Source organism: Pseudogemmobacter hezensis, assembly GCF_013155295.1.
Lineage (GTDB): Bacteria > Pseudomonadota > Alphaproteobacteria > Rhodobacterales > Rhodobacteraceae > Pseudogemmobacter > Pseudogemmobacter hezensis.
This window is the reverse complement of the sequence record NZ_JABJXT010000032.1, coordinates 1-12,015: the sequence shown is the minus strand read 5'-3', so window position 1 is coordinate 12,015 and position 12,015 is coordinate 1. Positions and strand designations below refer to the sequence as shown.

Annotated in this window: 20 protein-coding genes; 4 read left to right on the top strand and 16 right to left on the bottom strand. The window is 61.2% G+C overall.

Going from position 1 to position 12,015, the window contains the following annotated elements; all coding sequences use genetic code 11:
- Positions 1-6: 6 nt before the first annotated feature.
- Positions 7-1,413 (bottom strand): PBSX family phage terminase large subunit, encoded by a 1,407-nt coding sequence (locus HOY34_RS20550; protein WP_216654863.1) that lies wholly within the window; start codon positions 1,411-1,413, stop codon positions 7-9.
- Positions 1,361-1,840, bottom strand: a complete 480-nt coding sequence (locus tag HOY34_RS20545; protein WP_172366372.1) for a DUF2280 domain-containing protein — start codon at positions 1,838-1,840, stop codon at positions 1,361-1,363. Before HOY34_RS20545 ends, HOY34_RS20550 begins: the two co-directional genes overlap by 53 nt.
- A gap of 34 nt (positions 1,841-1,874) precedes the next feature.
- On the opposite strand from HOY34_RS20545, the gene HOY34_RS20540 reads away from it, so the two are divergent.
- Positions 1,875-2,111 carry a hypothetical protein gene (locus HOY34_RS20540; RefSeq protein ID WP_172366371.1) on the top strand — a complete coding sequence of 79 codons (237 nt, stop codon included), beginning with the start codon at positions 1,875-1,877 and terminating at the stop codon, positions 2,109-2,111.
- Here HOY34_RS20540 and HOY34_RS20535 read toward each other — a convergent pair.
- Positions 2,108-2,755 carry a putative metallopeptidase gene (locus HOY34_RS20535; protein ID WP_216654862.1) on the bottom strand — a complete coding sequence of 216 codons (648 nt, stop codon included), beginning with the start codon at positions 2,753-2,755 and terminating at the stop codon, positions 2,108-2,110. The genes HOY34_RS20540 and HOY34_RS20535 overlap by 4 nt on opposite strands.
- Before the next feature lie 455 nt (positions 2,756-3,210).
- Between HOY34_RS20535 and HOY34_RS20530 the strand changes: the two genes are divergently transcribed.
- Positions 3,211-3,384, top strand: coding sequence for a hypothetical protein (locus HOY34_RS20530; protein ID WP_172366369.1), 174 nt, complete (start codon positions 3,211-3,213; stop codon positions 3,382-3,384).
- Positions 3,385-3,467: 83 nt separating this feature from the next.
- Here the strand turns inward: HOY34_RS20530 and HOY34_RS20525 are convergent, their stop codons facing one another.
- The 13 genes from HOY34_RS20525 to HOY34_RS20465 all read right to left on the bottom strand — a co-directional run bounded on the left by HOY34_RS20525 (position 3,468) and on the right by HOY34_RS20465 (position 10,047).
- A complete protein-coding gene (locus HOY34_RS20525) occupies positions 3,468-4,094 on the bottom strand; it encodes a hypothetical protein (protein ID WP_172366367.1) in 627 nt (208 codons plus the stop codon).
- 399 nt (positions 4,095-4,493) lie between these two features.
- On the bottom strand, positions 4,494-4,742 hold the full coding sequence (locus HOY34_RS20520) for a hypothetical protein (protein ID WP_172366365.1): 249 nt from the start codon (positions 4,740-4,742) through the stop codon (positions 4,494-4,496).
- Positions 4,743-4,791: 49 nt separating this feature from the next.
- Positions 4,792-5,400: a hypothetical protein gene (locus HOY34_RS20515; RefSeq protein ID WP_172366363.1), complete on the bottom strand. Its 609-nt coding sequence runs from the start codon at positions 5,398-5,400 to the stop codon at positions 4,792-4,794.
- A complete protein-coding gene (locus HOY34_RS20510) occupies positions 5,397-5,582 on the bottom strand; it encodes a hypothetical protein (protein ID WP_172366361.1) in 186 nt (61 codons plus the stop codon). Before HOY34_RS20510 ends, HOY34_RS20515 begins: the two co-directional genes overlap by 4 nt.
- Positions 5,583-5,587: 5 nt before the next feature.
- Positions 5,588-6,217 (bottom strand): hypothetical protein, encoded by a 630-nt coding sequence (locus tag HOY34_RS20505; RefSeq protein WP_172366359.1) that lies wholly within the window; start codon positions 6,215-6,217, stop codon positions 5,588-5,590.
- On the bottom strand, positions 6,217-7,056 hold the full coding sequence (locus tag HOY34_RS20500) for a DUF1376 domain-containing protein (RefSeq protein ID WP_172366357.1): 840 nt from the start codon (positions 7,054-7,056) through the stop codon (positions 6,217-6,219). The genes HOY34_RS20505 and HOY34_RS20500 overlap by 1 nt, the downstream gene beginning before the upstream one ends.
- Position 7,057: 1 nt before the next feature.
- Positions 7,058-7,648, bottom strand: a complete 591-nt coding sequence (locus HOY34_RS20495) for an MT-A70 family methyltransferase (RefSeq protein WP_172366355.1) — start codon at positions 7,646-7,648, stop codon at positions 7,058-7,060.
- Positions 7,645-8,145 (bottom strand): hypothetical protein, encoded by a 501-nt coding sequence (locus HOY34_RS20490; RefSeq protein ID WP_172366353.1) that lies wholly within the window; start codon positions 8,143-8,145, stop codon positions 7,645-7,647. The genes HOY34_RS20495 and HOY34_RS20490 overlap by 4 nt, the downstream gene beginning before the upstream one ends.
- Positions 8,145-8,555 carry a RusA family crossover junction endodeoxyribonuclease gene (locus HOY34_RS20485; RefSeq protein WP_172366351.1) on the bottom strand — a complete coding sequence of 137 codons (411 nt, stop codon included), beginning with the start codon at positions 8,553-8,555 and terminating at the stop codon, positions 8,145-8,147. Before HOY34_RS20485 ends, HOY34_RS20490 begins: the two co-directional genes overlap by 1 nt.
- The gene (locus HOY34_RS20480; RefSeq protein ID WP_172366349.1) at positions 8,552-9,148 is read right to left on the bottom strand and encodes a hypothetical protein; all 597 of its coding nucleotides are present in this window, start codon (positions 9,146-9,148) and stop codon (positions 8,552-8,554) included. The genes HOY34_RS20485 and HOY34_RS20480 overlap by 4 nt, the downstream gene beginning before the upstream one ends.
- Complete coding sequence (locus HOY34_RS20475) at positions 9,141-9,320, bottom strand: hypothetical protein (protein ID WP_172366347.1); 180 nt, start codon at positions 9,318-9,320, stop codon at positions 9,141-9,143. Before HOY34_RS20475 ends, HOY34_RS20480 begins: the two co-directional genes overlap by 8 nt.
- Positions 9,321-9,487: 167 nt before the next feature.
- Entirely contained in the window at positions 9,488-9,733 is a 246-nt protein-coding gene (locus tag HOY34_RS20470) for a hypothetical protein (RefSeq protein ID WP_253944584.1), read from the bottom strand.
- A gap of 80 nt (positions 9,734-9,813) precedes the next feature.
- Complete coding sequence (locus tag HOY34_RS20465; RefSeq protein WP_172366345.1) at positions 9,814-10,047, bottom strand: helix-turn-helix domain-containing protein; 234 nt, start codon at positions 10,045-10,047, stop codon at positions 9,814-9,816.
- 83 nt (positions 10,048-10,130) lie between these two features.
- On the opposite strand from HOY34_RS20465, the gene HOY34_RS20460 reads away from it, so the two are divergent.
- Together HOY34_RS20460 and HOY34_RS20455 are read left to right on the top strand one after the other, a co-directional pair.
- Entirely contained in the window at positions 10,131-10,736 is a 606-nt protein-coding gene (locus tag HOY34_RS20460) for an XRE family transcriptional regulator (RefSeq protein ID WP_172366343.1), read from the top strand.
- Positions 10,737-10,830: 94 nt separating this feature from the next.
- On the top strand, positions 10,831-11,886 hold the full coding sequence (locus HOY34_RS20455; RefSeq protein ID WP_172366341.1) for a type I restriction enzyme HsdR N-terminal domain-containing protein: 1,056 nt from the start codon (positions 10,831-10,833) through the stop codon (positions 11,884-11,886).
- Positions 11,887-12,015: the final 129 nt, after the last annotated feature.

Here is a 12,015-nt window from a genome sequence, read left to right as displayed (position 1 = left end):
TAGACCTCAGTATGTCTGGCCATCCATGGACCATTGAAAATTTGCTTTGCGCTGCCTCGGCGCATTCGCCATCACAAACGCATCGGCCAGGTTCGGCGATGCGATCTTGCGCTTGCCGAGGTCTTTCTTGCTCTCGACCTTCACCCGGCCGGCATTGTCGAAGTCGCGGCGCGGCGTCGAAAGCTCGTCAATCAGCCGGTCCACATGCGGGCAGTCCGGGCTGATCGAGATCAGATCCTCGACCGGATAGGCCATGCCCTTGGTGACCGCGTTGAAGGTGTTCCGGAACCTGCGGGCAGCGTCCCACCAGGTCTGCGCCTTGAGGTTGGCGTAATAGTCCTTGTTGATCGGCGATTTCGGATCGTCGGAATCCACCCGCGCCTCGGGGTTGATCACCCCATCGCTGGCGTTGAAGCGGTGATATTCCAGCCGGGCCCCGAACTCCTCGTTCAGCGCCGCGAAATGCGCCCCAGCAAAAGCCCCGACCCCGATGCTGTCGTAATCGATCACTGCCCCGGCCTCGCGGGCGGCTTTATGCACCCGGCCCGCCGATTTCAGCAGTTCGTCCTCGCCGCCCTTCCATTCGTCCAGGCTGGCGGCCTCGATCCCCTCCATAAGGCAGAGCGCGTTCTGGTCATCGCCGCTGTCGGCCACGTCGAAGCCGATACGGCGCCCCGGGCCCTTGTCGATCCCCAGCTTGGCGCAGGCCCCGAGCGCGGCCATGATCCACGACCGCTTGATGACCACCGCGTCGTCATCTTCCCGGGGCTGGCCGAGGTAGATGTGGTTGAACTCTTCCTCATCCTCGGCCTGCTTGGCCGCGATGATCCTGAGCATGGTGTCCGAGAGAAACGGGTTCTCGGGGTAATTGATCTGCCGCTTGATCGTGTCGGGCGGCGTGTTGACGACGAAGCGCTTCCAGACGAAATCCGTGACAAGCCGGGGGTTGAACAGGATCCAGACCTGTGACCCTTCCTTGCGGATCGTCGGCTCCAGGATCTCCCATTGCTCGGCGGTGAGGTTGTGCGCCTCTTCCAGCCAGAGGATGTCGATTCCCTCCAGCGATTTGATTTCGTCAATATGGCGCCACAGGCCGTAGAACAGGAACTCGGACCCGGTGCGGTTGTGCCGGATCGAGGTGTCGGTGATCGTGAACTCGGCCTGCAGGCCAAAGCGGTCGATCTGGATTTTCAGCAGCGTGTAGACCGATTCCGCGATCTTGTTCTGGAACTGACGGGCGCAGAGCACCCTGATTTTGACCCTGGTGGCCAGGAAGATCGAGAAGCCCGCGGCATCCCATGATTTCGATGAGGCCCGCCCGCCGTAAAGGATCCGGTTGCGGGCTGGTGTCAGCCAGAAGTCACGAAGCGCCGGGTTCAGGCTTGGGCGCGAGGTCAGCGTAGAAGTCTGCAAGGCCCCTGACCTCCATAGGCCCGCCGTTCGCGCCGGTCACCTCTCGACGGTTTGTGTAGCTACCGCCGACCTCTTTCGCCGCCTGCTCTAGCAGCGAGGATGCCAGCACCATGTTGCCCTGCCCCTCGGACTTGTCGGCCATGCGCTGCAGAGCGCGGAGACGCACGGCGCGATGGCTGATGCCGATGGTGGCTGTGTCCTCAAGGAAGGTCTTGCGGGTTTCCTCGAATATCGCCCGCCAGCGCTTGGACAGGTTGCGCCCGGCTCGCTTGTTCGGGTCATATCCCTCCACAGCTTGTCGGCTGACTACCTGGCCAAAATCTTGCTTGACCGATGCAACAACTACAGAGGGCGGGTCGAAGCACGCTAGCGCCTGCACGATATAGGTTTTCACCTCATCGGAGAGTTTGACTCCGCCATTGACCATGTCAAAGTTCCGTCAATCAGATAGGAGGCGCCGCGTGCCCAAAAAATTTGGATCAGTCTCGTTTTCCATTCACGGCCATAAGGCAGAGTCGGTTGGCCTAATCGGCGGTGAAGAAGTGGTGCGGATCAGGAAGAATAAGACCCACACGCACACGAACAGCGGGATTTACACTGTTTTCGTTCGCGGAGTTGAGCTGCCGAAAACTTATCGTGGAATTGACGAAGCCAGGCTGGCTGGCCAGTTGGCGGTCGAGGATAATCGCCAGACTTAAATACACGTCCCGCAGCACTGCGCGATATCCACCGCCGCAATCTCTGGCCCGGCGTTTGCCGCATCCACCAGCGCGCGAACGCCGGTTGCCTCAGCCCCATAGCGGCGAACCACACCGACGAACTCCTCGACGTCATGCCCGCGCATGGTGAAGCTGGGCCGCCCGGTATGCTGATTGAACTTCGGCGCGCCGAATTCATCCGTGGCCTGGGCGCAGTGGTAAAGCTCATGTTCGATGAGCGCGCAGGCTTCGGCGTCCGAGGCTTGCAGCCACCAGCTGGCGTCGATGGTGATGATGAAATCCGGCACCGCGCCGAACCATCCCTCGATCTGCATTACCGCCTTCGCACGGCCCCATTTGCCCATTGCCCCTTGCGGAGTGCCCGGTTCTGCCGTGCCGATGACGATCCGCCCCTTCTTCGCGTTGTCGACGTTGGTCCAGAGGAAGCCGATGCTGGCGTTCTGGAGGTGGGCGTGATCCCCGTTCTGGAGCGATGCGCCGTCCTCTATGAAGGATTGCCGGGTCCATGCCTCAAGCTCTGGCGCGGCAGCGAACCACGCTTCCAGTCCTTCGACCTGATCGACTGAAGGCATCGGACGGCCACTGCGCGGCCCTGCCGAGTGCTTTCCCATGGTGGTATCCATTCCTGTTTGCAAGAATCACCAGTCCATGATCGGATCGACGGGTAAGATGGGAGGCTGTCGTGAGTGAAGACTGGATCAACACCGAGATTATCGTCTGCCGTACCCGAGAAGGTGATACCGCCTCGGTGATCAAGCAAAGCAAGCCAGGCACGCCATCCACGATCAGGTATGTGACCGGTAGCGGCAGGGACATTGATGCGATCAGCGAAAACCACTTCGTAGTCAGGGATACAGGTATAGCCCTTACGCGAGCTGGATAGGTCCCGCCTTCCCCGATTACCGCCATTCGCGCCCATGACTGGACCGACCCAGAGCGGCTTGAGGCTTTCGCCCATCGGGGATGTTCCGGCTGGCGGGGTGGCCGGGTGAAAGTCCGGGCCGATGAAAACGTGATCGAGCGCAATGGAACCCCATGCGCAGCGGAATCGTTTGCCTCCCAGCGAAAGGAGGACGCTATGACAAAACCCGATTTCGACAAGGCCGCCGAAAACACCAAGTTCGATGTGCAGGACGAGGCGCAGAAGCAGAAGATGGGCAACGCGGCACAGCCGCATAACCCAAACAAAGCGCCACGGACCAATGAACCGAATGCTGGCGGCGCTAACCGTGAAAGCGGCCACAGAGGCTGAATGCAACGCGCCCGGAAGGATTTCTCCTCCGGGCGCTATTGTTCTACTGGCAAAATATCAAGGGGGGCAGATTTTCGCAAGCCCTATCTTGCGCGCCACGGCGTGAGAATCGGCATATCTTGCGTCAATTCGACCCCGACCAGAATATCAAGCGCGCTCAGCTCCCCGAGGATCCAGAGCAGCGCGCCATACCATTCGAGATATCGGCGTCGGGCAGCCGCGATCTGCGATCCAGTCGGGGTCACCACCACGGGGCAATACAGCACTGGCTCCTCGAACACCCTGCCCTTGCGCCCGATGCGCTTCTGGATCGGCCAGCCTTGCGCCCCGAGGTGATGCGCCTCCTCGGTCAACGCTCGCTCCCCGTGCTGGTTCTCACGCATCCCGCACGGCTGGATCGTCGGCCGCGCATCCCGCATCCAGTCCGGCGCGATCCCGGCCCGGGCGTGCTGGGCCACGAATACCGCCATCTGCCGCCCGCCATGGCTCACCGGCAAGCTTGCCACCGTCGAGGCGATGATCTGCGCATCCCAGGCAGGGTCCGACCGACCGCCGCCGTCGATCTCACAGCCAATGGCTCCGCGCTGCATCATAAGCCAGATACCATCCACGCCCATGCGCTGGCTGCCAGAGGTCTCGCCCATCTCATCGAATTCGAGGCTGGCGTGTTCAGTGCCAAAAGCCCACTCCAGCGCCCGCTGAATGGACATGCACCTTTTTCCGGCGCTCAGACTGGCCCCTGGTGGCTTCGCCGGGGCGCGGGGCTGCGAGGCAATCTCGGGAATGCTGTCGCGGGCCTTTGCCCTTTTCACAGCCGGACGCACAACCCGGCCAGCCGAAATCGCCTCATCGCGCAGCCTGATCTCCTCGGGTGTCATCCTGCTCATACTTCCCTCGTTCCGTTCTTTTGTGCGGCATAGGCAATGATGCCTAGAAACCGATCCGTTTTTGCTGCGTTGCCCTGATGTGCGAGTGACGGGGGCGGTTTTGTGAGTGCCCGGCGTGATGGTCAAAGCCCCCATGACCAAAAGCCGGTGTGTGAGTTACGAGTGTCAGCCAGACGCGCCGCTGTTTCATCGTCAGCGAGCGCGTTTGCGCATTGCCCCATGTCACTCGCCCTCCCTGTGAGGGGTGGCGTGGGAGAGGCCGTGCCAGATGCCGTAGAGCACCCACTGGTCGTAACCGGTCGGAATGAGCCCGGCTTTGCGCCAGATCGCCTCATGCTCATCGACGGCAACCGCAGCCACGACTGCACGAACATGGCGGATGATCGGCAAGCCCTTCCATCTGGCCTCGGGCGGCATTCTCCAGCCATGTGCGAGGCCGTCAGCTCGCCATTCCTGATGCGGGTCTGCCATCACGCACCCCCTTCCTGAGAGAGAGCGGAGGGAGGGGTGGTTTCGGCGCTCATGCTGCAATCTCCGTTGAAAATCGCGGCCACTTGCCCTTGAAGCCGGGCGGCGGGCCTACATCGTTGGGGTCAATTCCATCGGCCAACATCTGGGCGATGGCGGCGGATTGGCGGGCATCATGGTCAGCCCAGATCGCGGCCTGGCCGACTTCACGGGCGCACCAGCCCCAGTAAGGCTTGCTGCGATCAGCCCTTCCGCACGTTGCTTCGGCGAACTGCCATTGGCGCACGTACCCCGGCCACCAGCGTTCCAGCTTGCCGCCGAGGCCCATTTTTGCCTTTGGCGCATCGATATGCTGTTCAACCAGCTGGATCACCCGATCGACGCTGGCATCACCACGGGCCATGCTGCGGAAGCCGGTGCTGGACCAGAACAGCGTTCCGGGCTTCTGGACGGTGTAGGTCGATGCGCCAAAGGCCGTGACGATCAGCGCCGGGATTCCACGGATTTCGACCTCAACCGGATCCGGGCTGTCCTCGTAAATCGTGACCAGGTGCGCATCCTCGCCATAGGCGCGGGTTGCTACCGTTCTGCGCTGGCGTGGGGCGATTTCCACCGCCTCAACTGGCGGCTCCATCAAGTCCAGGAGGCTGAGCTGCATCATGACCGGGCCTCGCGCTTGTCGGGCCGCATGTCGGGCGGGACGCAGGTGACGCGGCGCTTGGGGGCCGTGACCTTGGCAATCGCTGCGGCAGGGCTGAGGCCCAGATCCTTGACATAGGTCTGAACGTCGAGGCGCTGTGCTGGGTTGAGAGCGGCTATGATTTCTGGCTCAGGGCGGCTCATGATGATCACTCCGCTGCAAACGCTTCGGGCGAATACGGGGCGGACTTGTCGGGCACGCGGGTGTCGCGGTGCACGGCTGGCTCATTACGGCCCTGCCAAACCGACTTTGCAGCCTCATGGCGATCCTTGGCCTCAGCCTCCCAGACCAATGCCGCCGCCTCGCCATGGGTCGCCTTCCGTGCGAGGAACGCACCGCTCCGGTATCGCTGCATCGTCTCCCGGTCGATCAGGCCTGACAGCGCCAGTTCCACGGCATTGCGCCCCCAGAGCCATTCTTCGCCTACAGGATCGTTGCGCATCATCTTGCGGGCGGTGATCGCAACCGGGCGCAGATCGATCTCTGGGGCAGCCAGGCTTCCCTGAGGGGATTCCTTCGTGGCCTGGCGCGCCGCGTCCTTGATCTCCTTCTCGGTCGGCCACATCGAGCCGCAGATCTCGCCAAGCCGATCCTCGAAATGGGGCCACCACATGCCAAGCCGCTCGGCACCACGGGGCGCGTTGCGCGACAAAACGCCAGCCAGGGCAGCGATTTCGTCATCCATCGGTGCAGGCTTTCCCTCGAACCGGCGCGGCATTTGCTTGCGCCCGAGAAAGCGAACGAGGCGGGATTTCAGATCGGATTCATGAAGGTTCATCAGATGCGTCCCTGTGCTTCGAGGCGTGCGATTGAGGCGGAAAGGTCAGGCTGGCATCCGCTGGCCGACGCGGTGCGCGGTCCCTGCCCGGCAGTCGGCTGGAGTGGCGGGGCTGACAGCTGGCCGCTGAGGCGCTGCATGGCGTCGGTGAAATACCGGAACGACTTCGGGGGACCGTCCTGCTTGGAGGCGACGATGCGGCGAATTTCGGTGAGGACCACCGGCAGCGACATGCCCGGCAGGGCCAGCCAGCGCTGCGCCTCGGCCATGTCCCCCTGGCCGCCGATGTGGCTGCTCGGCCCGGTGAAGCCCGACGGGGAAACCCCCATGGCGTCGAGGATCTGCTCGCGCTCGGTCAGGTCTTGCTGGGGAAGATCTGGATCAGCCTCGCGCACGCACGCGCTACCATCACCACCATTTATACTCTTCTCTTCTCTATTCTTCTCTTCTCTTGTTGAAGCAATTGCTTCGCCTGTTTCCTGACTTTCCAATGACTTACGGCGAGAGTTTCCGCTTTCAATTCCACCTGCACGGCCAGCCGATGCTCGGTCGGTGCGCAGTCGGCGCAGGTTCGACGCCGCTTCGACGGCCTTGTCATTGATAATCCGTCCGCCTTCGACGCGAAGTTTCCCGAGGCCGATGAGCTCCTCCAGGAGACGTTTTGCCTTGCGCTCGTTGCAGCGCCAGAGCCCCCCAAGGACGAACATATTGAAGGTGATCGGCTGGTCCGCGAGACGGATCGCATTGACCACGCGCAGGTACGCAGCCTCCTGCTCAAGGGACAGATTGGCCGTGCCCTCATTCCAGTTTGCGATTTCGAATTTGTAATATTCGGCCATGTCATACGGCTCCGATCTGAGCTGTTGGAGCCGGGCTGAACTTTCCAACCTGATCGCCCATCACGTCCCAGCCGGGCCGCTCCTCGCGCGAGAACAGCTCGCAGCGGCTCACACCCGGGCAAAGCTGCTCAGCGGCGGCGAAGGCCTCATCAGGTTTGCGGGAATGCTCGCGCACCGGCCCCTCGATCACGCTGCGCACGTTGCGGGCGGTTTGTGGGTTGCCGATGGTGCCGATCAGGAAGGGTTCGCCAGCACAGCGCAGCAGATAGCCGGTGCCGAATGCCTGCTTGCCGCTGGCGGTCTTTTTCGACCAGTGGCCCGCTGTCTTGAACTGGAAGCCCCAGGCGCGCAGCACGTCAAAGGCTACGTCCAGCAGAGGGTTCGTCGCCCAGAGCCAGAGAATGCAGTCCGGTGCCGCCAGATCGCCCACGCGCAGTGATTTGACCCAGTCGAGGCTTTGGCACTGATATTGCGCGGCGGCGTTTTTGCCTTCACCAGCCGCCGACCAGTTTTGATACTGCCAAGGCTGATCCGCCATGATCAGGCCGTAGCGAAAGAGTGGCATGTCCTCGATGCGGGCGAAGGCCGTCATGCTGCCCGCCTCCACACCCCGGCCACGGCCCGGTTCTCGGCCGCCGCAAGCGTGGCAAGACCCAGAGCCATCTGTGCCTCAGTTCGCGCAATTACAAATTCAGCCAGCGTCCGGCTGGTCGAGGGGTGGATACCGCGCTTCCTACCGGGCTCTCCTGCACGCTCCCTGAAGGATTTCAGGCTGCTCCTCTTGATCTTGAAATACGCGCAGATCTCTCCCACGCTCACCCCAAAGCGCAGCATGTCAATGCAAAGCCCTGGGTCGGTGATTTTGCGATGGTGACGGATCATCGGCATGATCTCTTTGCGCGGCGGCAGGCCCCTCGTTTTGGCGCGTTGTGAGACCGTCGCCTGATGGATGTCCAAGCGCTCGCCGATCTGGCGCAGCGTCAGGGTTGGATCCTGCCAAAGCCTGCGGAACTCGGCTTCCGAGACGGCCTTGCCGCGGTTGATCGGCTTTCCGCGCCTCGCGCGCCGATAGTCGGGATCACTCGACATCAACCTGCCTCCCCGACCTGCACAAAGGTCTCGGCGTGGTGGCTCCAGCGCTTCACGATGCGGCAATCGGCAGCCTGGCAATCATCCAGCCATGCCAGCCCGTTGAGGCCGTCCTTGATCGATTTCATGACGTTGTCACCGTCTGGCTTCTGGGTGTGGTGCCGGCCATGCATCGCGGCGCGCTTCTTCTTCGACCAGCTCTTGGGCATGGCGAAGAAAGCGACGATCCGCAGCCTGACCGGGCAATCGAGAGGAGCATTGAAGTGCGGAGCCCCGGCCTTTCGGACCTCCGCCTCGTAATCCGCCGACTTTTTCGGTGTGTAGAGCCGAGCCCGCCCGCCCACGACGGTCGCGCGCGGACGGCCTTTGCCGTGCGGATCTCCTGGGATGGTGAACTCGGCGCTTCTCATTCCAGATCGCCTTCTGCCGGGCGATTGTCCGTCTCATCATCCGGGCTTTGCAGGTCAGCGGTCGGTTTCGGCAGCGCCAGCCGTTGGTCGGCTTCGGCAGGGTCGCTCCCGCCGTCGCCGTCCAGATCAAGCCCGGGCTGATCCGGGTCGGTTTTCACCGGCGCCCGCTCACCGAAAAAGGTCTCGGCATCGGCCATGACCAGCATGCACATATCGCCAACGCGATCCCCGAGCGGATCCCGGTTTACCGCGATATTCGGGCAGGTGATCTTCGCCTCGATATCCTTCCCGCCCTTCACCTTGAACTCGGCCAGGCTGACGACGACGTGCGGGAACTCGTGCTTTGCCAGTTTGCCGATAACCTTGCGGATCAGGCTCTTGGAGAACAGCTCCAGACCATTCCCAACCTCGGCTTGTTCGGCCTGGCTCAGCAGACCCCAGGTTGCCTTGAGGTGCTTCATCCGCGACAGCATCTCGTCGCGAATGTCGCCAGAAAGGGTTTCAAGATCGAGATCCCCGAGTTCGCCCTCCATATCGTGATGGATTCCACCGGGCTCATCATCGCCTTGCGGCAGGTCTACATGGTCACGCATTCAATCTCTCCCTGTTGAAATGGCTCAGGATTTCGATGGTCAGTTGCCGCAGGGTGCCTGCGGTCTTGCGGGTCGAGAGGTGCCTGCGGCGCAGCTCTCGCAGTTCAGCGATCAGGATCTCGCGCCGGATCAGCAGGCCGGTCAGGCCGGGGGATCTGGCGCGGGCGGGCAAGGCTCAGGCCTCCCCTGTGTCGTCGGCCTCAGATTTCAAGGGCACAGCACATTCCCCGGAAAACTTTCCAAGCCGATGGCGGGCCGAAGCCTGCCACCACGAGCCGAAGGCGCGAACATGCGTCGCGGCCACCAGCTCGGCGATGATGATGCGGAAACGAAGCCACCTCACGCCGCACTCCCCAAAAACCGGGATGCCGCATCAGGATCCATCGCGTAGGCATAGCCCACCGCGAAACCGGACGGTGAATGGCTGCCCTCCCACCAATTCCGGGCCGTCGAGGCGTCCACGCCGAAGATATGCGCAGCGTGCTCGGGGCTGTCGAAGCTGTTGCGGATGAGCTGCGACCATGCGGCTGCGAAGTGCTGCCGATAGGTCAGCGCCTGGCGTTTGGAAAACTTTCCGGGAGACATACCAATAGATCCTGTGCTGTTGATCGGGGGTGAAGTGCGATCAATCGGATCATTGGGAAGGGCGGGTGGGGCGCGGCAGGTCACGGCTGCGCCCCTTCTGCTTTGGCGCCTGAGAACCAGACATGAGAAGGAACCCTGCCCATGGTGGCTGTCTCGATTTTTTCAATCGTGCGGCGTCCCGGCAGCTTTGTGCCAAGCAGAATTTCCGCCAGATATGATCTGGAAATGCCGATCTTCTGGGCAAACTCAGCTTGAGTGCCGGGTGAATGTTTCTGGATGAACTCATGCAGTGTCATGCCAGAAATGTCGCGCATGGCGACATTATAGTCAAGTCGAAATGTCTCCATTTGCGACACGACCTTGCCGCCACCTCATGCGAGATTACGACATGCAGTTGATGATCCGTGAAATCAGGAACCGTCAGGGTTTGACCCTAGTGGAGCTAGCTGAAATGGCTGGCGTGTCTCGGTCTGTCCTGAACGAGTACGAGCTAGGCACAAAGGTGCCCAACACCAAACGACTACAGCAGATAGCAGACGCCCTGAACGTCGACCCCGCCGAGCTTATCAAACCTGCTGCGAGGCCAGTTGCGGTCCCGGGTCGGGCTGGAGCTGGTGATGAGGTGTTTCTGGTCGATGACTATGCAAAGGGAGGTGGGCTTTACCATGTGGAATGCCCGCCGTTGCTCGCGCCATCAGGCATAGTCGCGGTTGAGATCAAAGGTGACAGCATGGAACCTGTCTACTCCGAGGGAGACCTGCTGTTTTACAGCCGAGCCACTGCGGATGGCGTTCCCTCAGAGGTGATCGGCCGGAAAGTGATCGCACAAACTGATGACGGTCGCGTCTGGGTCAAGGTTTTGAAGGCTGGCACCGAACCAGGACTGTTCCACCTCCTTTCGCTGAACCCGGCAGGCCGGAACATGCACGACCAGCGCGTCACTTGGGCCGCCCCAGTGCGCCTGCATCTGCCGAAAGAGTTCGTGAAGCGGGTGGAGGCATAGGCCACAACCCGTATTTCCAGGCATGACAAAAAGCCCTGGACTCTTCTCCCCCCGGTTGCGGAGGATAGGTCATTGAGAATCGGGAGGTTATTTCATGTCCATTGACGTCACGCTTAAGGTTTTGACTGATCGGGTTCAGCAGCACGCCAACACGATGCTGACCGAGGAAGCGGTGAAAACTGCGGTGGTCCTGCCCTTCCTCCAGGCACTCGGCTATGACGTCTTTAACCCCGGCGAGGTGATCCCTGAGTTCACGGCTGACGCCGTTGGCAAAAAGGGTGAGAAGGTCGACTATGCGATCAAACTGGACGACCAGGTCCGCATCCTGATCGAGTGCAAGCCGATCAGCACCAACCTGGACAAGGTGCATCTGGCACAGCTCTATCGGTACTTCTCAGTCACCAGTGCGAAGTTCGCGATCCTGACGAATGGGCGCTTCTTCCACTTCCACAGTGACCTTGAGGAGCCGAATAAGCTCGACAGCCGCCCTTTCTTCACCTTCGACATCTCTGAGCCCAACAGCCAGGTTCTGGCCGAGCTGAAGAAATTCGAAAAGGCCGGGTTTGATGTGGATGGCATCCTGGCCAACGCTGAACGCCTGAAATACACGTCGGCCCTGAAGTCTGAGATCACCAAGCAAATCGAAAACCCAAGCGAAGAATTTATCCGCCTCCTGGCGTCCAGCGTACATGAGGGGCGCTTCACCGCCGCCGTCATTGATCAGTATCGCGGACTGGTAAAATCAGCCTTCCGGGAAGTGATACGGGAATCTGTGCAGGACAGGCTCTCATCGGCACTTGCGAAGACCGAGGCGACAGCGGATCCTGTTGAAGAAGTAGTGATACAGGCTGATGGTGACATCGTGACCACGCCAGAAGAGGCCGAAGGGTTCCTCATCGTTAAGGCCATTGTGTCTGCAGTTATGAAACCCTCCCGCGTCGTGATGCGAGATCAGAAGTCCTACTGCGGAATTTTGGCCGACGACAACAATCGACGCCCATTGGCTCGACTGCACTTCAACCGATCGACAAAATACATCGGCCTGTTCGACGGCGAGACTGAAGAACGCATTGTTATCGAAGATCTCGACGACATTTACACTCACGCCGAGCGCCTGCGTCAGACTGCTACCAAGTATCCAGCATCATAACCATTGAACCGCACCGGGTTTGCCGGAGGCTCCAACTCCTGAGTAGGATGGAGCATCATGAGCAAGACGACGAACAAGTTTTCCGCTGAGGTTCGCGAGCGCGCTGTGCGCTTGGTTCTCGACAATGAA